The organism is Pseudomonas serbiensis (assembly GCF_030580745.1).
In the GTDB taxonomy this organism is placed as follows: Bacteria; Pseudomonadota; Gammaproteobacteria; order Pseudomonadales; family Pseudomonadaceae; genus Aquipseudomonas; species Aquipseudomonas serbiensis.
The window spans coordinates 187,020-208,127 of the sequence record NZ_JAUQOO010000009.1 but is presented as its reverse complement, the minus strand read 5'-3'; the positions used below and the strand labels follow the sequence as shown (position 1 = coordinate 208,127).

20 protein-coding genes and 2 pseudogenes are annotated in these 21,108 nt (G+C 58.7%); 15 read left to right on the top strand and 7 right to left on the bottom strand.

What is annotated here, in order from left to right:
• The first annotated feature begins 15 nt into the window (after window positions 1–15).
• Together Q6A51_RS14120 and tadA are read left to right on the top strand one after the other, a co-directional pair.
• Entirely contained in the window at window positions 16–1,389 is a 1,374-nt protein-coding gene (locus Q6A51_RS14120) for a multicopper oxidase family protein (RefSeq protein ID WP_201017941.1), read from the top strand.
• Complete coding sequence (gene tadA, locus Q6A51_RS14115; protein ID WP_201017940.1) at window positions 1,389–1,877, top strand: tRNA adenosine(34) deaminase TadA; 489 nt, start codon at window positions 1,389–1,391, stop codon at window positions 1,875–1,877. The genes Q6A51_RS14120 and tadA overlap by 1 nt, the downstream gene beginning before the upstream one ends.
• Before the next feature lie 6 nt (window positions 1,878–1,883).
• Here the strand turns inward: tadA and mltF are convergent, their stop codons facing one another.
• A complete protein-coding gene (gene mltF / locus Q6A51_RS14110; RefSeq protein ID WP_201017939.1) occupies window positions 1,884–3,368 on the bottom strand; it encodes a membrane-bound lytic murein transglycosylase MltF in 1,485 nt (494 codons plus the stop codon).
• Window positions 3,369–3,581: 213 nt separating this feature from the next.
• Here mltF and purL point away from each other — a divergent pair, with 213 nt between their 5' ends.
• Window positions 3,582–7,478, top strand: a complete 3,897-nt coding sequence (gene purL / locus Q6A51_RS14105; RefSeq protein ID WP_304575053.1) for a phosphoribosylformylglycinamidine synthase — start codon at window positions 3,582–3,584, stop codon at window positions 7,476–7,478.
• A 6-nt stretch (window positions 7,479–7,484) separates the two neighbouring features.
• Window positions 7,485–7,796, top strand: a complete 312-nt coding sequence (locus Q6A51_RS14100) for a YqfO family protein (RefSeq protein WP_304575039.1) — start codon at window positions 7,485–7,487, stop codon at window positions 7,794–7,796.
• 69 nt (window positions 7,797–7,865) lie between these two features.
• Here the strand turns inward: Q6A51_RS14100 and Q6A51_RS14095 are convergent, their stop codons facing one another.
• The gene (locus tag Q6A51_RS14095; protein ID WP_201003713.1) at window positions 7,866–8,429 is read right to left on the bottom strand and encodes a L,D-transpeptidase family protein; all 564 of its coding nucleotides are present in this window, start codon (window positions 8,427–8,429) and stop codon (window positions 7,866–7,868) included.
• A 36-nt stretch (window positions 8,430–8,465) separates the two neighbouring features.
• A complete protein-coding gene (locus Q6A51_RS14090) occupies window positions 8,466–9,017 on the bottom strand; it encodes an NUDIX hydrolase (RefSeq protein WP_304575038.1) in 552 nt (183 codons plus the stop codon).
• A 150-nt stretch (window positions 9,018–9,167) separates the two neighbouring features.
• Here Q6A51_RS14090 and Q6A51_RS14085 point away from each other — a divergent pair, with 150 nt between their 5' ends.
• The 5 genes from Q6A51_RS14085 (at window position 9,168) to purT (ending at window position 12,394) form a co-directional block, all read left to right on the top strand.
• Window positions 9,168–9,764, top strand: coding sequence for a CoA pyrophosphatase (locus tag Q6A51_RS14085; protein WP_201003709.1), 597 nt, complete (start codon window positions 9,168–9,170; stop codon window positions 9,762–9,764).
• Between the two features lie 57 nt (window positions 9,765–9,821).
• Window positions 9,822–10,346: a gamma carbonic anhydrase family protein gene (locus Q6A51_RS14080; RefSeq protein WP_201003707.1), complete on the top strand. Its 525-nt coding sequence runs from the start codon at window positions 9,822–9,824 to the stop codon at window positions 10,344–10,346.
• Window positions 10,346–10,558, top strand: coding sequence for a DUF1289 domain-containing protein (locus Q6A51_RS14075; protein ID WP_304575037.1), 213 nt, complete (start codon window positions 10,346–10,348; stop codon window positions 10,556–10,558). The genes Q6A51_RS14080 and Q6A51_RS14075 overlap by 1 nt, the downstream gene beginning before the upstream one ends.
• Before the next feature lie 84 nt (window positions 10,559–10,642).
• Window positions 10,643–11,110 (top strand): VUT family protein, encoded by a 468-nt coding sequence (locus Q6A51_RS14070; protein WP_201003703.1) that lies wholly within the window; start codon window positions 10,643–10,645, stop codon window positions 11,108–11,110.
• Window positions 11,111–11,212: 102 nt separating this feature from the next.
• The gene (gene purT, locus Q6A51_RS14065; protein ID WP_201017937.1) at window positions 11,213–12,394 is read left to right on the top strand and encodes a formate-dependent phosphoribosylglycinamide formyltransferase; all 1,182 of its coding nucleotides are present in this window, start codon (window positions 11,213–11,215) and stop codon (window positions 12,392–12,394) included.
• A 72-nt stretch (window positions 12,395–12,466) separates the two neighbouring features.
• Here the strand turns inward: purT and Q6A51_RS14060 are convergent, their stop codons facing one another.
• The 4 genes and pseudogenes from Q6A51_RS14060 to Q6A51_RS14050 form a co-directional block, all read right to left on the bottom strand.
• A complete protein-coding gene (locus Q6A51_RS14060) occupies window positions 12,467–13,777 on the bottom strand; it encodes an MFS transporter (protein ID WP_122320872.1) in 1,311 nt (436 codons plus the stop codon).
• A gap of 342 nt (window positions 13,778–14,119) precedes the next feature.
• Window positions 14,120–14,854 (bottom strand): annotated as a pseudogene (locus Q6A51_RS27515) (transporter associated domain-containing protein); the annotation flags it as partial.
• Window positions 14,855–14,916: 62 nt separating this feature from the next.
• Window positions 14,917–15,364 (bottom strand): annotated as a pseudogene (locus tag Q6A51_RS27510) (DUF21 domain-containing protein); the annotation flags it as partial.
• Window positions 15,365–15,376: 12 nt separating this feature from the next.
• Entirely contained in the window at window positions 15,377–16,189 is an 813-nt protein-coding gene (locus Q6A51_RS14050) for a cytochrome C assembly family protein (protein ID WP_201017934.1), read from the bottom strand.
• Between the two features lie 210 nt (window positions 16,190–16,399).
• On the opposite strand from Q6A51_RS14050, the gene ffh reads away from it, so the two are divergent.
• From ffh to xerD, 6 genes are all read left to right on the top strand, one after another.
• A complete protein-coding gene (gene ffh, locus Q6A51_RS14045) occupies window positions 16,400–17,776 on the top strand; it encodes a signal recognition particle protein (RefSeq protein WP_201003693.1) in 1,377 nt (458 codons plus the stop codon).
• Window positions 17,777–18,022: 246 nt separating this feature from the next.
• Complete coding sequence (rpsP, locus tag Q6A51_RS14040) at window positions 18,023–18,280, top strand: 30S ribosomal protein S16 (protein WP_025258884.1); 258 nt, start codon at window positions 18,023–18,025, stop codon at window positions 18,278–18,280.
• 5 nt (window positions 18,281–18,285) lie between these two features.
• Complete coding sequence (gene rimM, locus Q6A51_RS14035; protein ID WP_304575036.1) at window positions 18,286–18,825, top strand: ribosome maturation factor RimM; 540 nt, start codon at window positions 18,286–18,288, stop codon at window positions 18,823–18,825.
• Between the two features lie 5 nt (window positions 18,826–18,830).
• Entirely contained in the window at window positions 18,831–19,583 is a 753-nt protein-coding gene (gene trmD, locus Q6A51_RS14030) for a tRNA (guanosine(37)-N1)-methyltransferase TrmD (protein ID WP_304575035.1), read from the top strand.
• 44 nt (window positions 19,584–19,627) lie between these two features.
• Window positions 19,628–19,978 (top strand): 50S ribosomal protein L19, encoded by a 351-nt coding sequence (gene rplS, locus Q6A51_RS14025; RefSeq protein WP_025258887.1) that lies wholly within the window; start codon window positions 19,628–19,630, stop codon window positions 19,976–19,978.
• 103 nt (window positions 19,979–20,081) lie between these two features.
• Window positions 20,082–20,978 carry a site-specific tyrosine recombinase XerD gene (gene xerD, locus Q6A51_RS14020; RefSeq protein WP_201003687.1) on the top strand — a complete coding sequence of 299 codons (897 nt, stop codon included), beginning with the start codon at window positions 20,082–20,084 and terminating at the stop codon, window positions 20,976–20,978.
• Window positions 20,979–21,108: the final 130 nt, after the last annotated feature.

Sequence of the window (21,108 nt, the reverse complement as noted above, 5' to 3'; positions counted from 1 at the left end):
GAGGTTTTTTCCCCTATGTCCTTTACCCGTCGACAAATTCTCGGAGGTCTTGCCGGTCTTGCCGTGGTTGGTTTGGGCGCAGGTGGTGCTTCGCGTTACTGGCTGGGACGGCGTGGGCCGGGAGAGGGGCATGATTTCGAGCTGATTGCCGCGCCGCTGGATGTCGAACTGGTCGCAGGGCACAAGACGCCAGCCTGGGCGTTCGGTGGTTCTGCGCCGGGCACCGAGTTGCGGGTACGTCAGGGCGAGTGGCTGCGCTTGCGCTTTATTAACCAGTTGCCTGTGGAAACCACCATTCACTGGCATGGCATCCGGTTGCCGCTGGAAATGGACGGCGTGCCTTATGTTTCGCAGTTGCCGGTCAAGCCGGGCGAGTATTTCGATTACAAGTTCCGTGTGCCGGATGCAGGCAGTTACTGGTATCACCCGCATGTCAGCAGCAGCGAAGAGCTGGGCCGCGGTCTGGTGGGGCCGCTGATTATCGAAGAGCGCGAGCCCACGGGCTTCCTGCATGAGCGCACGGTCAGCCTGAAGAGCTGGCATGTGGACGAAGAGGGGGCTTTCACAGAGTTCAGTGTCTTGCGCGAAGCCGCCCGTGAAGGCACGGCGGGACGGCTTTCGACCTTGAACGGCATTCCCCAGGCGGTTATCGATCTGCCTGCCGGGCAGATTACCCGGGTTCGTCTGCTTAACCTCGACAACACGGTGACCTATCGTCTCAACCTGCCGGACGCCGAGGCGCAGATCTATGCGCTGGATGGCAACCCGGTGACGCCGCGTCCTTTCGGCGAGGATTACTGGCTAGGGCCGGGGATGCGCATCTGTCTGGCAATCAAGGCACCGCCTGCGGGCGAGGAAATCGCCTTGCGCAACGGGCCGGTGCGGTTGGGGACTTTCCGTTCGGTCGCCAATAACGACGCGCCGGGCCAATGGCCGCCAGAGTTGCCTGCCAATCCGATTGCCGAGCCGGATCTGGAGAATGCCGAGAAGATCAACTTCAACTTCGAGTGGGTCGGCTCCATGTCGGTCAACACCGACAATGGCAAGCCGCCAAGCCTCTGGCAGATCAATGGCGAGGCCTGGGACATCACCGACAAGACCTGTGCAGACCGGCCTATTGCCAAGCTGGTGTTGGGCAAGAGTTACATCTTCGAGCTGAAGAACATGACTCAGTACCAGCACCCGATCCATCTGCATGGCATGAGTTTCAAGGTGATCGCGTCCAATCGGCGCAAAATCATTCCTTATTTCACCGATACCTTTCTGCTGGGCCGAAATGAGCGGGCGCGGGTGGCGTTGGTCGCGGATAATCCTGGCGTGTGGATGTTCCACTGCCATGTGATCGATCACATGGAAACCGGCCTTATGGCAGCGATAGAGGTTTCTTGATGCGGCAACCGCAAATCATTGATCGCAGTCGCGATCAGGACTTCATGCGCGAGGCGCTGGCGTTGGCCGCCGAGGGCGCGCTATTGGGCGAGGTGCCCGTTGGCGCGGTGCTGGTGCTGGATGGTCAGATCATTGGTCGCGGCTACAACTGCCCGATCAGCGGCAGCGACCCTAGTGCCCATGCCGAGATGGTCGCCATTCGCGATGCGGCCAAAGCGGTCAGCAACTATCGCCTGCCCGGCAGCACGCTGTACGTGACGCTGGAGCCTTGCAGCATGTGCGCGGGCCTGATCGTTCATTCCCGTGTGGCCCGCGTTGTTTACGGTGCGCTGGAACCCAAGGCAGGTATTGTGCAAAGCCAGGGGCAGTTTTTCACTCAAGGGTTTCTCAACCATCGCGTGTTGTTCGAGGGCGGTGTCCTGGGGGAGGAGTGCGGGGCGATGTTGAGCGAGTTTTTCAGGATGCGTCGGGCGGCCAGCAAGGGTTAGCGCCGATCAGAGTGCGGGGTTCTGCTTCTGCTCATCCGGCTGTGTAGCCTGCGTGGGTTTGGTCTTGTCTACGGCGGGGACATGCAGATTGCCTTCGGCTACCTGATTGCCTTCGAGTTGTGGCTGTGTGACCCAGGTCAGAATGTCGTAGTAGCGGCGAATGTTGGCGACGAAATGCACTGGCTCGCCGCCTCGGGCATAGCCATAGCGGGTCTTGCTGTACCACTTCTTCTGAGAAAGACGAGGCAGCATCTTTTTGACGTCCAGCCACTTGTTGGGGTCCAGCCCCTCGTTTTCGGCCAGTTTGCGCGCATCTTCCAGATGACCGCCGCCAATGTTGTAGGACGCGAGCGCCAGCCATGTGCGATCCGGCTCTTGTATCTTCTCGTCCAGTTGATCCTTTACATAGGCGAAGTACTTGGCTCCGCCCTGAATGCTTTGTTTCGCGTCGAGCCGGTTGGTAACGCCCATGGCTTGTGCGGTGTTCTGAGTCAGCATCATCAGGCCGCGAACCCCGGTCTTGGAGGTCACAGTGGGTTGCCACAATGACTCCTGATAACCGATGGCCGCCAGCAGCCTCCAGTCGACCTGCTCTTTCTTGGCCGAGGCCTGGAAGTGTTTCTCGTATTTGGGCAGGCGTTCCTGCAGGTGCTGGGCGAAGGTATAGGCGCCGACATAGCCCAATACATCGACGTGACCGTAATAGCGGTCTTTCAGTCGTTGCAGGGTGCCGTTCTTTTCAACCTTGTCCAGGTAGGCGTTGATTTCGTTCAGCAGGCTGTTGTCTTCGCCCGGAGCCACGGCCCAGCGCTGTTCACGGGCTTCGCCGAGATCAAAGGCCACGCGCACGTTGGGGAAGTAGACCTGGTTCATGGCCAGCTCGTTGGAATCGACCAGGGTCAGGTCGATCTGGCCTTCATCGACCATGCGCAGCAGGTCGACCACTTCCACGGCGTCCGACTCTTCATATTCCAGGCCGGGGTTCTGTGCCTTGAGGGCGGCCAGTTGTTCAGCATGGCTGCTGCCCTTGAGGACCATGATGCGTTTGCCTGCCAGATCGCCTGCGTCGGTGGGACGTGACTGGCCGTTGCGGTAGACAACCTGCGGCGTGACCTCAAGATAAGGATGAGAGAAGCGGGCCTGCTGCTTGCGCTCCTGAGTATCGATCAGGCCGGCTGCCGCCAGTACCGGGCCGCCAGGCTTGTTGATCTGCTCGAAAATATCGTCGAGGTTGTCAGCCGTTTCGATCTTGAGTTCGACCCCCAGATCATCGGCAAAACGCTTGACCAGCTCGTATTCAAAGCCGGTTTCACCGTTGCGATCCTGGAAATAAGTGGCGGGGCTGTTACGGGTTACAACGCGCAGGACGCCATCCTCCTTGACTCGCTCCAGTGTGCTGGGTTTATCCACACAGGCGCTGAGCATCAGGAAGAGTCCGGTTGCGACGAGCCATTTGGCGCAACGAGGGCGGAAATCTGCTAGGGAGAACATCGGTGCAGTATACGCAAAGCACCGGTGCCGCCATATCTCGACAGCAAGGCTTGCGTCTGATAGGAGAGGGCTTTTTGGCAAAAAAGGAGGTGTTTTCTGCAAAGAAGCGACATTCGGGCGCATTCCTTGTCGCCGTTTTGGGTGCTCAAAGGGTCGGTTTAGGCTAGAATGCGTGGCCTCAAAGCACACCCCCTTCCCGAGGCTGTCCCGAAGATGTTGATCCTGCGCGGTGCTCCTGCCCTTTCTGCCTTCCGCCACAGCAAATTACTAGAACAACTGAAACAAAAAGTTTCAGCTGTCAGTGGCTTGTACGCTGAATTCGCTCACTTCGCTGAAGTCACTGGCGTTCTGTCCAGCGAAGAACAGCAGGTTCTCGATCGCCTCCTGAAATACGGCCCGAGTGTGCCGGTTCAAGAGCCGAACGGTCGTCTGTTCCTGGTGTTGCCACGTTTCGGCACTATTTCGCCCTGGTCGAGCAAGGCCAGCGATATTGCCCGTAACTGTGGCCTGACCAAAATCCAGCGTCTGGAACGCGGTATTGCCTTCTATGTAGAAGGCCAGTTCAGCGATGCCGAGGCTCAGGCCATCGCCGACAGCCTGCACGACCGCATGACCCAGCTGGTTCTGGACAATCACGAGCAGGCCGCCAGCCTGTTCAGCCATGCCGAACCCAAGCCGCTGACTGCCGTGGATATCCTCGGTGGCGGTCGCGCTGCGCTGGAAAAAGCCAACGTCGAGCTGGGCCTGGCCCTGGCTGAAGACGAAATCGATTATCTGGTCACCAGCTTCAACGGTCTGGGGCGCAACCCTCACGACATCGAACTGATGATGTTCGCCCAGGCCAACTCCGAGCATTGCCGTCACAAGATCTTCAACGCCAGTTGGGATATCGACGGCGAAAGCCAGGAAAAAAGCCTGTTCGGCATGATCAAGAACACCTACCAGATGCACAGCGAAGGCGTTCTGTCTGCTTATAAGGACAACGCCTCGGTGATCGTCGGCAATGTTGCCGGTCGTTTCTTCCCGGACCCTGAAACCTGCCAGTACGGTGCGGTGCAGGAGCCTGTGCATATCCTGATGAAGGTCGAGACTCACAACCACCCGACCGCGATTGCTCCGTTCCCTGGTGCATCGACCGGTTCCGGCGGCGAGATTCGCGACGAAGGCGCAACCGGTCGTGGTGCCAAGCCAAAGGCCGGCCTGACCGGTTTCACCGTTTCCAACCTGCAGATCCCCGGTTTCGTGCAGCCATGGGAAGTGCCTTACGGCAAGCCCGAGCGCATCGTGACCGCGCTGGACATCATGATCGAAGGCCCGCTGGGTGGCGCGGCGTTCAACAATGAATTCGGTCGTCCGGCCCTGACCGGTTATTTCCGTACCTTCGAGCAGTCGATCAGCACGCCGCACGGCGATGAAGTTCGTGGTTACCACAAGCCGATCATGCTGGCTGGCGGTATGGGTAACATCCGCGAAGATCACGTCCAGAAGGGCGAGATCACTGTCGGCGCCAAGCTGATCGTGCTGGGTGGCCCGGCCATGCTGATCGGTCTGGGTGGCGGTGCTGCTTCCTCCATGGCGACCGGCACCAGTTCCGCCGATCTGGATTTCGCTTCCGTTCAGCGTGAAAACCCTGAAATGGAGCGTCGTTGCCAGGAAGTCATCGACCGTTGCTGGCAACTGGGTGACAAGAACCCGATCAGCTTCATCCATGACGTGGGTGCCGGTGGTCTGTCCAACGCCTTCCCTGAGCTGGTGAACGATGGCGGCCGTGGCGGTCGTTTCGAGCTGCGTAATGTCCCTAATGACGAGCCGGGCATGGCCCCGCTTGAAATCTGGAGCAACGAGTCCCAGGAACGTTACGTCCTTGCCGTTTCTGCCGAAGATTTCGAGCGTTTCAAGGCGATCTGTGAGCGCGAGCGTTGCCCGTTCGCAGTCGTTGGCGAAGCCACTGCCGAGCCTCAACTGACCGTTACCGACAGCCACTTCGGCAACAATCCTGTGGACATGCCGCTGGAAGTGCTGCTGGGCAAGGCCCCGCGCATGCACCGTTCGGTCGAGCGCGAAGCTGAACTGGGCGACGACTTCGATCCGAGCACGCTGAGCATCGACGAGAGCGTGGAACGTGTTCTGCGTCACCCGGCGGTAGCCAGCAAGAACTTCCTGATCACCATCGGCGACCGCAGCATCACCGGTCTGGTGGCTCGCGATCAGATGGTCGGCCCATGGCAAGTGCCAGTGGCTGACTGCGCCGTGACGGCCACCAGCTTTGACGTCAACACCGGCGAAGCCATGGCAATGGGCGAGCGCACTCCGCTGGCATTGCTGGACGCCCCGGCTTCCGGTCGCATGGCCATTGGTGAAACCCTCACCAACATCGCCGCTTCGCGTATTGAAAAGCTGTCCGACATCAAACTGTCGGCCAACTGGATGTCGGCTGCTGGCCATCCGGGTGAAGACGCGCGTCTGTACGACACCGTCAAGGCCGTGGGCATGGAACTGTGCCCTGAGCTGGGCCTGACCATTCCGGTGGGCAAGGACTCCATGTCCATGAAAACCCGCTGGAGCGACGAGGGCGCCGAGAAGAGCGTGACCTCGCCGCTGTCGCTGATCGTGACCGGTTTTGCGCCTGTTACCGATATCCGCAAGACCCTGACTCCAGAGCTGCGCATGGACAAGGGCGAAACCGACCTGATCCTGATCGACCTGGGTCGTGGCCAGAACCGTATGGGCGCTTCGATTCTTGCCCAGGTTTACGGCAAGCTCGGCAGCTCTGCGCCGGACGTTGATGACGCTGAAGACCTCAAGGCTTTCTTCGCCGTTATCCAGGGTCTGAATGCCGATGGCCACCTGCTGGCTTACCACGACCGTTCCGATGGTGGTCTGCTGACCACCGTGCTGGAAATGGCGTTCGCCGGTCATTGCGGCTTGAACCTGTACCTCGACAGCCTGGCTGAAACCTCGGCCGAGCTGGCTGCGATCCTGTTCAACGAAGAGCTGGGTGCTGTCATCCAGGTTCGTCAGGATGCAACTCCACTGGTGCTGGCTCAGTTCAGCGCTGCCGGTCTGGAAGACTGCGTATCGGTCATCGGCAAGCCGGTGAACAACGACGAAGTGGTCATCAGCTTCGCGGGCGAGTCGGTATTCACCGGCCAGCGCCGTCTGCTGCAACGTCAGTGGTCCGAAACCAGCTACCAGATCCAGCGTCTGCGCGACAACGCCGAATGCGCCGATCAGGAATTCGATGCGCTGCTGGAAGAAGATAACCCTGGCCTGACCGTCAAGCTGGGCTTCGACGTCAACGATGACATCGCTGCGCCGTACATCAAGAAAGGCGTTCGTCCTCAGGTTGCGGTTCTGCGTGAGCAGGGTGTCAACGGTCAGGTCGAGATGGCGGCTGCGTTCGATCGCGCCGGCTTCAATGCCATCGACGTACACATGAGCGACATCCTGGCCGGTCGTGTCGACCTGAACGACTTCAAAGGCATGGTTGCGTGCGGCGGCTTCTCTTACGGCGACGTACTGGGTGCCGGTGAAGGCTGGGCCAAATCGGCCTTGTTCAACAGCCGTGCCCGCGATGCATTCCAGGGCTTCTTCGAGCGTACCGACAGCTTCACCCTCGGTGTGTGCAATGGTTGCCAGATGCTGTCCAACCTGCACGAGCTGATTCCGGGCAGTGAGTTCTGGCCGCACTTCGTACGCAACCGTTCGGAGCAGTTCGAGGCCCGTGTTGCCATGGTCCAGATCCAGGAATCGCCATCGATCTTCCTGCAGGGCATGGCCGGTTCGCGTATGCCGATCGCCATCGCTCACGGTGAAGGTCATGCCGAGTTCGCCCATGACGACGCCCTGCTCGAAGCCGATATTTCCGGCACCGTTGCGCTGCGTTATGTGGACAACCACGGCAAGGTCACTGAAACCTACCCGGCCAACCCGAACGGCTCGCCGCGCGGTATTGGCGGCATGACCACTCGCGACGGTCGCGTCACCATCATGATGCCGCACCCTGAGCGTGTATTCCGTGCCGTGCAGAACTCCTGGCGTCCTGAAGAGTGGAACGAAGACGGCGCCTGGATGCGCATGTTCCGCAATGCTCGCGTCTGGGTTAACTAAACCCCGATGTACAAGCTTGCCTTCTTCGTGCCTGCAAGCCATGTAGAGCAGGTCAAGAACGCCGTATTCGCCGCTGGTGCAGGGCGAATCGGCGCTTACGATCATTGTTCATGGCAAGTGCTCGGCCAGGGCCAGTTCCGACCGCTGGATGGCAGTCAGCCATTTATCGGTCAGGGTGGCGTGGTCGAGACGGTCGAGGAATGGAAAGTCGAGATGGTCGTCGCTGATGAGGCTATTCATCAGGCAGTGGTGGCTCTCAAGCAGAGCCATCCGTACGAAACGCCAGCTTATGAAGTGTGGCGGCTGGAAGCGTTCTAGAGTTACATCGTGCTTTTCGCGAATGAATTCGCTCCCACTGTAGGAGCGAATTCATTCGCGAACATGCGATTACGGCCGAATCTCGATCATCGTGCCGTCCTTCACCAGATCCCAGACCTCACGCATATCGTTGTTCTTCAGCGCGATGCAGCCATTGGTCCAGTCCAGGGTATGGAAATACCACTCCGGATATTCTTCGTCCACGGGCGTGCCGTGCAGCATGATCATGCTGCCAGGCTTGACGCCTTCACGGCGTGCGCGTGCTGAATCTGAGATGTTCGGGTAGGAAATGTGTATCGACAGGTTGTAGTTGTTGCTGGGCTTGCGCCAGTCAAGCCAGTAGAAACCTTCCGGTGTGCGCTGGTCGCCTTCCTGCAACTTTGTGCCCTTGGGGTTTCTGCCCAGGGAAATGCGGTAAGTCTTGAGCGCTTCGCCGCCGCTGATCAGTTGCAACTGGCGTGCGGATTTCAGCACCAGCACCTTGTCGATTTTCTTGTCAGCCAGGCTTTGGGTGTTGATGACCTTATGGTCGATGATTTTCTGTTCGCTGCCCTTGGGCACGATGGTCTGGGTAAAGGCCGCCTGCGACAGCGGAACGAAAGACATGCAGAAGAGAGCGAACAGCCAACGCATTGCGGTATCCCTGAAAGCACCTGAGTGCCGGATTGATTAGGTGTCCTGTATCGGGCGCGAGGCTGGCAGGGCGCTGGTATGCACTGGGTAAACCTGCTGGCGTCTGTCCGCGAAGAAGTATTCTAGGGTACGCCTGACTGTCATGAAAGCCAGGTCATGCCATGGAATATCGGCTTCGTCGAATAATTGCACCTCAAGGCTTTCGACCCCGGCGGCGAATTCTGGAGTGGCGAGTTCGGCGCGGTAGAACACATGCACCTGATTGATATGCGGTACGTCGATCAGCGCATACAGATGCAGGTCAGTCAGCGTGGCGCAGGCTTCCTCGATGGTTTCACGGCGCGCCGCCTGTTCGATGGTTTCACCGTTCTCCATGAAGCCGGCCGGCAAGGTCCAGAAACCCAGGCGCGGCTCGATGGCGCGGCGGCACAGCAAGACTTTTTCGCCCTGCGTAACCAGGCAGCCCGCCACGATATTCGGGTTCTGATAATGAATGGTATGGCAATGCTCGCATACATGGCGCAGGCGGCTATCGCCCTCTGGAATGCGCAGGATGACCGGGTTACCGCATTGGCTGCAGAATTTCATGGTTTCGTTCGATCCGTTAAAGCAGACGCTATCCTGGCTTGCTGCAGGGCGGACCTGCAAGTTTCGCGATTGTATGACCGTCCTGCAAGGGGTTGGGCAGTTCGCCGCTTTGGTGCATGATGCCAAGAGTGCAACAGATCGAGATTTCCCATGCTGGATGAGCTACTTCTCCGTGTAAGCAGTCACACGCCAGATATTCTTGAGTCGGACCGACGGTTTCCCGAGGCGGCGGTATTGCTGCCGGTCACGCGCAGTGATGAACCCGAATTGATCCTGACCTTGCGCGCCAGCGGGCTTTCCACCCACGGCGGGGAAGTGGCTTTTCCGGGGGGACGGCGCGATCCGGATGATCCCGATCTGATATTCACGGCCCTGCGCGAGGCCGAAGAGGAAATCGGCCTGCCGCCCGGCCTCGTCGAGATCGTCGGTCCTCTGAGCCCGCTGATTTCCAAGCATGGCATCAAGGTCACGCCTTATGTCGGCGTGATTCCCGACTTTGTCGAATACCGCCCCAATGATGCTGAAATCGCTGCGGTCTTCAGCGTGCCGCTGGAATTCTTCCGCCAGGACGCTCGCGAACATACCCACCGGATCGACTATGACGGTCGCAGTTGGTACGTGCCGAGCTATCGTTATGGCGGATACAAGATCTGGGGGCTGACGGCGATCATGATCGTCGAACTGGTCAATGTGCTGTATGACACGAAGATCAGCCTGCATCATCCGCCCGAGCGGTCCACCACCTGAGTGGTCATTTATAACGAACCGCGCCTGTGAGTGCGGTCATCAGCCTGAGGTAAAACCATGAAATATCGCCTAGGAGACTCCCGTGTCCAGACCGATCCACAAAGCTGGGTCGCGCCCAATGCGGTCCTGATCGGCAAGGTCAAGCTGGAGGCCGGGGCGAGCGTCTGGTTCAACGCTGTGCTGCGGGGCGATAACGAATTGATTCACATCGGAGAGAACAGCAACGTGCAGGATGGTACGGTGATGCACACCGACATGGGCTCGCCGCTGAACATCGGCAAAGGCGTCACCATTGGTCATAACGTCATGCTGCACGGTTGCAGCGTCGACGATTACAGCCTCATCGGCATCAACTCCGTGATTCTCAACGGCGCAAAGATCGGCAAATACTGCATCATTGGCGCCAACTCGCTGATCGGCGAAGGCAAGGTCATCCCCGACGGCTCTCTGGTGATGGGCTCGCCGGGCAAGGTGGTGCGAGAGCTCACCGATGTCCAGAAGAAGATGCTCGAAGCCAGCGCCGCGCATTACGTTCACAACGCCCAGCGTTACGCCCGCGACCTTGCTGTGCAGGAAGACTGATGAGCACTGAATCCATTCCAGAAAAACCTGTCCGCTCGCCCTGCGTGAGCATCTGTGCGCTGGACGAAGACGATATCTGCACCGGCTGCCAGCGAACGGTCGCCGAGATCACCGGCTGGAGCCGCATGAGCAATGACGAGCGGCGGGCGGTGCTGGGGTTGTGCCATGAACGGGCCAAGGCGAGCGGGGTGGTCTGGACTGTTTCTCGGTAATGAATGTGCCGGTTCTGTTGCCGACAAGCCGCCTCCCTCATTCTGCTACCATTGCCACCCGTTTTTCCCAAGACATCTTTTTCCATGCTTTTCCTGATCGCCTACATCAGCAGTGTCGTGCTGATCAACTTCGCTTTTTCCACCGCCCCGCATCTGGATATCATCTGGTCGGCCTGGGGCGGGCTGGTGTTTGTCCTGCGCGATATGGTGCAGACCCGTTTCGGCCATGGCGCGATCCTCGCCATGCTGGTGGCGCTGCTGCTGTCTTACGTCACCAGCGAGCCTGCCATTGCACTGGCCAGCGCCACGGCGTTTGCGGTTTCCGAATGCATCGACTGGCTGGTGTTCAGCATTACCAAACGCCCGTTGCATGACCGGCTGTGGATCAGCTCTGCGCTGAGTATCCCGCTGGATACCTTTATCTTTTTCGGCCTGATCGATGCCTTGACGGCGCCGGTGATACTGACAGCTCTTGGCTCCAAATTCGCGGGCGTGACGGCCGTCTGGCTAATCATGGCCTGGCGTATCCGCAAGAACGCTTGTCCGGGTTGAGCCCCTATTTGCAGGGCTTCGTGGTAAATTGCGCGCCTTTCTCCTTAGCGGTCGCTCGCATACGGCGGGCTGCCATCGATATCTGCTTCACGAGGACCTGAGATGACTCAAATCGGAACTCCACTGTCGCCTACCGCGACTCGCGTATTGTTTTGCGGCAGTGGCGAGCTGGGCAAGGAAGTAGTGATCGAGCTGCAACGCCTGGGCGTCGAAGTGATCGCCGTTGACCGTTATGCCGATGCGCCTGCCATGCAGGTCGCCCATCGCAGCCATGTGATCAACATGCTCGACGGTGCTGCTCTGCGTGCGGTGGTCGAGGCCGAGAAGCCGCATTTCATCGTTCCGGAAATCGAAGCCATCGCGACCGCTACCCTGGTCGAGCTTGAATCCGAAGGTTTCACCGTCATTCCAACAGCCCGTGCTGCGCAACTGACCATGAACCGTGAAGGCATTCGTCGTCTGGCTGCCGAAGAACTCAAGCTGCCGACGTCGCCGTACCACTTTGCCGATACCTTCGAGGACTACAGCAAAGCGGTCCTGGACCTGGGCTTCCCTTGCGTGGTCAAGCCGGTCATGAGTTCGTCGGGCAAGGGCCAAAGCCTGCTCAAGAGCGCCGATGATATCCAGAAGGCCTGGGATTACGCGCAGGAAGGCGGTCGTGCAGGCAAGGGCCGTGTGATCGTCGAAGGCTTTATCGATTTCGATTACGAAATCACGCTGCTGACTGTGCGTCATGTCGGCGGTACTACTTTCTGTGCGCCGGTTGGTCATCGTCAGGAGAAAGGCGACTATCAGGAGTCCTGGCAGCCACAGGCCATGAGCCCGGTTGCGCTGGCTGAGTCCGAGCGCGTTGCCAAGGCGGTGACCGAGGCGTTGGGCGGTCGTGGCATCTTTGGTGTCGAGTTGTTCATCAAGGGCGATCAGGTGTGGTTCAGCGAAGTGTCGCCGCGTCCGCATGACACCGGTCTGGTGACCCTGATTTCCCAGGACCTGTCCCAGTTTGCCCTGCATGCCCGTGCCATTCTGGGCCTGCCTGTACCGTTGATCCGCCAGTTCGGGCCATCGGCTTCGGCGGTGATTCTGGTCGAGGGTCAATCCACACAAACCGCTTTCGCCAACCTGGGCGCAGCACTGGCCGAGCCGGATACTGCATTGCGTCTGTTCGGCAAGCCAGAAGTCAACGGTCAGCGCCGCATGGGCGTAGCCCTGGCGCGTGACGAGTCCATCGAAGCCGCTCGCGCCAAGGCGACCCGTGCTTCGGCGGCGGTCAACGTCATTTTGTAAGTAGCCCCGCGTAGGAGCGAATTCATTCGCGAAGCCATTTTTCGCGAATGAATTCGCTCCTACCGGCGATCTTCAGAGTTCTCTGTCTCTCGTCTCTTTCAGGCACAGCACAGCCAGCAGGCTGATCAGCGCTGCTGCTGACACATACCCGCCAACCCAGCTCAAGCCGCCCATTGCCACCAGTTTCTGTGCAAAGAACGGGGCGACGGATGCGCCGACGATTCCGCCCAGGTTGTAGGCTGCCGATGCGCCGGTGTAACGCACCTGTGTCGGGAACAGTTCCGGCAACAGTGCGCCCATGGGGGCGAAGGTCACGCCCATCAGGAACAGCTCGATACACAGGAACAGCGCAACACCCCAGGTCGTGCCGTGGGTGAGCAGCGGCTCCATGAGAAAGCCCGAGAGAATCGCCAGTACACCGCCGACAATCAGCACCGGCTTGCGCCCAAAGCGGTCGCTTGCCCAGGCCGACAAAGGTGTGGCCGCGGCCATGAACAGCACCGCGAAGCACAGCAGGCCCAGGAAGGTTTCCCGGCTATAGCCCAGTGTGGAAACCCCGTAGCTCAGGGAAAAGACCGTCGAGATATAGAACAGCGCGTAGCACACGACCATTGAGGCGGCACCCAGCAGCATCGGTTTCCAGTGCTGGCTGAAGGTTTCCACGATCGGCATCTTGACCCGCTCATGGCGTGCAATGGCTTTGGCGAAGACCGGTGTCTCTTCCAGTTTCAGACGCACATACAGCCCGACCATGACCAGAGCGGCGCTGAGCAGAAATGGAATCCTCCAGCCCCACGAGCGAAATTGCTCGTCGCTGAGTGTCAGCGCCAGTGCCAGAAACAGGCCGTTGGCTGCCAGAAAACCAATGGATGGCCCCAGTTGCGGGAACATGCCGAACCAGGCTCGTTTGCCCTTGGGGGCATTTTCCGTTGCCAGTAGCGCAGCGCCTCCCCATTCACCGCCAAGCCCCAGCCCCTGGCCGAAACGCAGCAGGCAGAGAATGATCGGTGCCCAGGCTCCGATGGTTGCATAGCCGGGCAGCACGCCAATCAGGGTGGTGCAGACACCCATCAGCAGCAATGAAGCCACCAGCGTTGATTTGCGTCCGATACGGTCACCGAAATGGCCGAACAGTGCCGACCCTAGCGGCCGTGCGAGAAAGGCGATGCCGAAGGTCAGAAATGACGACAGCATCTGGGCGGTGCCGGAGGTCTGTGGAAAGAAAACCGGGCCGATCACCAGTGCCGCAGCCGTGGCGTAGACGTAAAAGTCGTAGAACTCGATGGCGGTGCCAATGAAGCTGGCGGTTGCAACGCGGGTTGGCGAGTTGGTGGGTGGTGTTTGGGTGTCGTCGTTTTCGCTGAGAGTAGCGGTGCTGGTCATGCGGATATCCCTGACAGTCATCTTGCCTGCGACGTGGGCCACGTAGCGGCAAATGTTCATTCTTGTGATTGTGGGCGCAGCACTGATCAGATTGGCCCGGTTGGGCTGGAGGGTAATGACAGCGCTCGTGGATGGGAGCGTGCCATAAAAGGTGCGAGTCGTTCAGGCTGAATGACTGGCCGTCTGCGCTGGGTGCGGGTAGCACGCGCTACGGCTGGCTGGGTAAGCGAAGGGATTATAGGAAGGGCTGTGCTCGCGAAACAAGTAGTAACATCGGGCTGTCTGAAAACTGCTGTGCTCGGTCAGGCTGTGTTTTCACGCAGCCTGAGCATTACGCTTTTCTCAGGTAAAAACCAGGCTTGGAGCGTTCTGCCACATCAGCACCCGCTTCACGCGATTATCCTCGGTTTCCAGGATTTCCAGCCGGTACGGGCCGATTTTCAGGCAGACCGGACCTTCGGGAATGGTTTCCAGCGCTTCGGTCACCAGGCCGTTAAGGGTCTTGGGGCCATCGGAAGGCAGGTGCCAGCCGAGGCTCTTGTTCAGTTCGCGAATCGACGCAGCGCCTTCCACTTCAAGGCGTCCGTCCGTCTGGCGCGTGACATGGGGATTGTTGAGGCTTTGTTCGTTCTCGAACTCGCCGACGATCTCTTCGAGGATGTCTTCCAGGCTGACAATGCCCAGCACTTCGCCATATTCGTCCACCACCACACCCAGCCGACGCTGCTGCTTGTGGAAGTTGAGCAGTTGCAACTGCAATGGCGTGCTTTCGGGCACAAAGTAAGGTTCGTAGCAGACAGCCAGCAATTGCTCCTTGGTCAGTTCGCCCTTGGGCAGCAGATGGCTGATCTGACGGGTATTGAGAACCCCCTGAACCTGATTGATATCGTTGTGATAGACCGGCAGGCGGGTGTGTCGCGAAATGATCAGGCGTTCGATGATCTGCTCGATGGGGTCGTCGAGGTTGACGCCGTCCACTTCGTTGCGCGGTATCAGAATGTCATTGACCGTGATGCTGTCCAGGGCATGAATGCCGGAGATGACATTGGCGCGTGGGTGATATTCCTGAACGCCATCGTGGCTGTGTTTCTGCGATTCGTCGTCCAGGTCTTTATCCTGGCTCGGCACTTTATGTACGCCGAAAAGGCGCAGCAGGTATTTTGCAATCGCGCTGAAGACGCAGGTCAGCGGCCAGACGATCTTCATCGGGATATGCAGCGTCCCGTTACCGAGCAACAGAGTGGCGACGGGGTAGCGGGCTGCGAGGCGGCGCGGGATGAATTCGGCAAATACCAGCATGGCGCCAGCGGTGATGAGCCAGGCAACGGTTGGGCCGTTATCGAACCAGCCATTGACTGCAATCAGCGTGGCGATGACGGTGATCAGGGTCTTGATCAGCGTATTGCTCAGAATCAGGCTGTTGAGCTCGAAGGCCAGTTCCGGAAAGGTCGCCGCCTCACTGGAGCGGCTGCCGGCGCGCAACGTCTTGAGCAGGTGATGAGCCGTCTCGACAGCGGTCAGCAGACCGGACCAGAGCATCAGCAGGGTCAGTACACCCAGAAGTGGGCCGAGGGGCAGATTATCCATGATCGACGCCCGTCAGATATGCAGAATGAATTCGCGTACCAGCTTGCTGCCGAAATAGGCCAGCATCAGCAGGCAGAAGCCGCCCAGGGTCCAGCGAATAGCTTTATGCCCACGCCAGCCGAGGCGGTTGCGACCCCACAGCAAGACGCTGAACACCACCCAGGCCAGACAGGCGAGCAGGGTCTTGTGTACCAGATGCTGGGCAAACAGGTTCTCTACGAACAGCCAGCCGGAGATCAGCGACAGCGACAGCAGTGTCCAGCCAGCCCACAGGAAACCGAACAGCAGGCTTTCCATGGTTTGCAGGGGCGGGAAGTTCTTGATCAGGCCCGAAGGGTGCTTGTGCTTGAGCTGATGATCCTGCACCAGCAGCAGCAACGCCTGGAACACCGCGATGGTGAACATGCCGTAAGCCAGGATGGAAAGCAGGATATGGCTGAGAATGCCCGGCTCTTCAATGATCGGCTGCACCGTGCCGCTGGGGGCGTACTGGGCGAGCAGGGCAGTTATCATGCCCAGCGGGAACAGCAGCACCAGCAGGTTTTCCACGGGTATTCGCGTGGTGGCGATCAGGGTCAGAGCGATGACCGACACGGCGATCAGGCTGGCGGAGTTGAAAAAGTCCAGTCCCAGGCCTGCCGGGTGCATCAGTTGGGAATAAAGGCCGATGGCATGGGCAATGACGGCCAGGGTGCCGAGCAGTACAAGCAGCCGCTTGTCGGGTTTGGTGGTCTGATTCAGGCGTACGCCCTGATAGACGGTCGCAGCGGCATAGAGGCTGGCGGCGGCGAGGCTTGAAAGCAGACTGGGTGTTAGAGGGAACATAGATCCTGAAGGACGAGCCCGAAAGACGCTGAGTTTGGCATAGAACCGACATTTCACGAAAGACTACATAAGCAGTCAGCGTGGTGTCAGTTCCGCGGAGTCTTCGCTATAATCCGCGACCTGCTCAAGCCGCAGGCTCGCCGAGCGCCATTATTATTGCGGGCCGGGCCGCACCAACCGGGGTTCGACCAGAGCCTGAAAGGATCGCGCATGTTTGAAAACCTTACCGACCGCCTCTCGCAGACGCTGCGCCACGTAACTGGCAAGGCCAAGCTGACCGAGGACAACATCAAAGATACCTTGCGCGAAGTGCGCATGGCTTTGCTTGAAGCCGATGTCGCCCTGCCGGTGGTCAAGGACTTCGTCAATAGCGTCAAGGAACGCGCCGTAGGCACCGAGGTGTCGCGCAGCCTGACGCCAGGCCAGGCATTCGTGAAGATCGTTCAGGCCGAACTCGAAAGCCTGATGGGCGCCGCCAACGAAGATCTGGTGCTCAACGTCACGCCGCCGGCTGTCGTGCTGATGGCGGGTTTGCAGGGTGCGGGTAAAACCACCACCGCCGGCAAACTTGCGCGCTTCCTCAAGGAGCGCAAGAAGAAAACCGTCATGGTCGTGTCGGTTGACGTTTATCGTCCGGCGGCCATCAAGCAGCTGGAAACCCTGGCCAACGATATCGGCGTGACGTTCTTCGCTTCCGATATCAGCCAGAAGCCTGTGGATATTGCCCAGGCTGCCATCCGCGAAGCGAAGCTCAAGTTCATCGACGTCGTGATCGTCGATACCGCCGGTCGCCTGCACGTCGATGCAGAGATGATGGGCGAGATCCAGGCATTGCATGCCGTGGTGAAACCGGCAGAAACCCTGTTCGTGGTCGATGCCATGACCGGTCAGGATGCTGCCAACACCGCCAAGGCCTTCGGCGATGCGCTGCCATTGACCGGTGTGGTTCTCACCAAGGTCGATGGTGATGCGCGTGGCGGTGCCGCACTGTCGGTGCGGGCGATTACCGGCAAGCCGATCAAGTTCATCGGTATGGGCGAGAAGAGCGAAGCTCTGGAACCGTTCCACCCGGATCGTATCGCGTCGCGAATTCTCGGCATGGGCGACGTACTCAGCCTGATCGAACAGGCCGAGCAGACGCTCGATAAAGAGAAAGCCGACAAGCTGGCCAAGAAGCTCAAGAAGGGCAAGGGCTTCGATCTCGAAGACTTCCGCGACCAGTTGCAACAGATGAAGAACATGGGCGGCCTTGGCGGCCTCATGGACAAGCTGCCGAGTATCGGTGGCATGAACCTCTCGCAGATGGGCAATGCCCAGGGTGCTGCCGAGAAGCAGTTCAAGCAGATGGAAGCCATCATCAACTCGATGACGCCGGCCGAGCGCCGCGACCCTGATCTGATCAGCGGTTCGCGCAAGCGCCGCATCGCCATCGGTTCGGGAACCCAGGTTCAGGACATTGGGCGTCTGATCAAGCAGCATAAACAGATGCAGAAGATGATGAAGAAATTCTCCGCCAAGGGCGGTATGGCAAAAATGATGCGCGGCATGGGTGGAATGTTCCCTGGCGGCGGCATGCCAAAAATGTGATTGTGTCGCGCGCAAGAAACTTTGCGCGCATTCATTCTGGAGGCCTGGCCTCCAGCAATCCCGCGTTCTGCGGGACTCAACCGCTGTCTTACGACAGTTTCATTGCAAATCTGGATGGCATGCCGACAGGCGCCGGAAAAAGACATTTGCAAAAGTCGGGATATTCCTTAGAATATGCGGCCTTTCGGGCACCCATGCCCGCTGTGCATCTTAGATTTGCAGCACCGACTACAGGAACGATGTTCAATGCTAACCATCCGTCTTGCCCTTGGCGGCTCCAAAAAGCGCCCGTTTTACCACCTGACCGTAACCGACAGCCGCAACGCTCGTGACGGTTCCCACAAAGAACAAATCGGTTTCTTCAACCCGATTGCTCGTGGTCAGGAAGTTCGTCTGTCCGTCAACGAAGAACGCCTGAACTACTGGCTGGGCGTTGGTGCTCAGACTTCCGAGCGCGTTGCTCAGTTGATCAAAGAGCACAACAAGGCTAAGGCTGCGGCCTGAAACCTATGAACGCGACGCCTGCATCTGCCGACGATCTGATCGTCATAGGCAAGATTTTCTCGGTTCATGGCGTTCGCGGCGAAGTGAAGGTTTATTCCTTTACGGATCCGATTGATAACCTGCTGGACTACACGACCTGGACGCTGCGGCGCGAGGGGAAAGTGGAAAAACAGGTAGAGCTGGTCAGCGGACGCTTGCAAGGCAAGTTCCTGGTCGCAAAGCTCAAGGGTCTCGATGATCGCGACGAAGCGCGTCTTCTGTCCGGTTGCGAAATCTGCGTGCCGCGTAACCTGTTCCCTGATCTGGACGATGGCGAGTACTACTGGTACCAGCTTGAAGGCCTGAAGGTCATCGACACGCTCGGGCAATTGCTCGGCAAGATCGATCACCTGCTTGAAACCGGCTCGAACGATGTAATGGTGGTCAAGCCCTGCGCGGGCAGTCTGGATGATCGCGAGCGTCTGTTGCCCTATACGGAGCAATGTGTGCTGGCAATCGACCTGGACGCCGGCGAGATGAAGGTGGATTGGGATGCGGACTTCTGAATGCTATGGCTAGCATGCGCATAGAAGTCATCAGTTTGTTCCCGGAGATGTTTTCCGCCATCAGCGAATACGGCATTACCAGCCGTGCGGTGAAACAGGGGCTCTTGCAGCTCACTTGTTGGAATCCGCGGGACTACACCACTGATCGTCATCACACTGTAGATGACCGCCCATTTGGCGGTGGTCCTGGCATGGTGATGAAGATCAAGCCCCTTGAGGATGCTCTGGTTCAGGCCAGGCAGGCAGCGGGGGATGCGGCGAAGGTGATTTACCTGTCGCCACAAGGCCGCAAGCTGGATCAGTCTGCGGTACGCGAACTGGCGCAGGAGGAAGCGATTATCCTCATCGCCGGTCGTTATGAAGGCATTGACGAGCGTTTTATTGATGCTTATGTCGATGAAGAGTGGTCGATTGGTGACTATGTACTGTCTGGTGGCGAGCTACCGGCAATGGTGCTGATCGACGCGGTTACGCGACTGCTGCCTGGAGCTTTAGGGCATGTGGACTCCGCGGAGGAAGATTCCTTCACGGACGGTCTGCTGGATTGCCCGCATTACACCCGACCTGAGGTGTATGCGGATCAGCGTGTTCCCGACGTGTTGCTAAGTGGCAATCACGCGCATATCCGGCGTTGGCGTTTACAGCAGTCCCTTGGGCGGACCTATGAACGACGCGCCGATCTTCTGGAAAGCCGCTCGCTTTCTGGAGAAGAGAAGAAGCTGCTGGCGGAATACATCCGCGAGCGGGACGATAGTTAACGTATCGATGGTCGATCCAGACGGATTACCTTAGGAGCACCAGCATGACTAACAAAATCATTCTTGCCCTCGAAGCAGAGCAGATGACCAAAGAGATCCCTACCTTTGCCCCGGGCGACACTATCGTCGTTCAGGTGAAAGTGAAGGAAGGCGACCGCGCACGTCTGCAAGCGTTTGAAGGCGTTGTAATTGCCAAGCGGAACCGTGGCGTGAACAGTGCTTTCACTGTTCGTAAAATCTCCAACGGTGTTGGCGTTGAGCGTACTTTCCAGACCTACAGCCCGCAAATCGACAGCCTGGCTGTGAAACGTCGCGGCGACGTTCGCAAGGCCAAACTGTACTACCTGCGTGACCTGTCCGGTAAAGCAGCTCGCATCAAAGAAAAACTGTCCTGATACAGTCTTTCGATGCATAAAAAAAGCAGCCTTCGGGCTGCTTTTTTGTTGTGTGCTGTTTAATCATGCAACTCATCTGTCGCCATACAGCCTACGAGTGAAAATGCCTGCCATCGACCACCCCCTGATCGACCGTTTTCTGGACGCGCTCTGGCTGGAAAAGGGTTTGTCCGATAACACCCGTGACTCTTATCGCAGTGATCTGGCCTTGTTCAACGGCTGGCTGCAAGAGCGCAATGTGGATTTGATCGATGCCGGACGCGATGTGATTCTCGATCACCTGTCCTGGCGGATGGATCAGGCCTACAAGCCTCGTTCGACTGCCCGCTTCCTGTCCGGAGCCCGTGGTTTCTATCGTTACCTTCTGCGCGAGCGGCTGATTGCGGTCGATCCGACCTTGCTGATCGATATGCCGCAATTGGGCAAGCCACTGCCCAAATCCCTGTCTGAAGCCGATGTTGAAGCCTTGCTGGCCGCGCCCGACCTGAGCGAGCCGATCGGTGAGCGTGACCGGGCAATGCTGGAAGTGCTTTATGCCTGTGGCCTGCGGGTCAGTGAGTTGATCAGTCTGACGCTGGAGCAGGTCAATTTGCGTCAGGGTGTCCTGCGAATCATGGGCAAGGGTAGCAAGGAGCGGCTGGTACCCATGGGGGAGGAGGCCATTGTCTGGGTCGAGCGTTATATGCGCGGCGCACGTGATGAGCTGCTGGGCGGACGTCCCAGCGATGTCCTGTTTCCCAGCCTGCGTGGCGAGCAAATGACTCGGCAGACCTTCTGGCACCGCATCAAGCATCAGGCCGCTGTCGCCGGCATCGGCAAGTCACTGTCACCCCATACCTTGCGTCATGCTTTTGCCACTCATTTGCTCAATCATGGTGCCGACTTGCGGGTTGTGCAGATGCTGCTTGGCCACAGTGACCTGTCCACGACACAGATTTATACACACGTTGCCCGTGCCCGATTGCAGGATATGCACGCCAGGCACCATCCACGCGGCTGAACCTTGATTTAAGTTGTGTTTGTCCGGGTCGGTGTTACAGGCCTTATGTGATAGGCTTTGCCGGTTTCACAGATTGAAGCTGGCGTCAGTCGTTTTCAGCGCCGCCGGTCTGTCCGCCTTCATAGGAGTT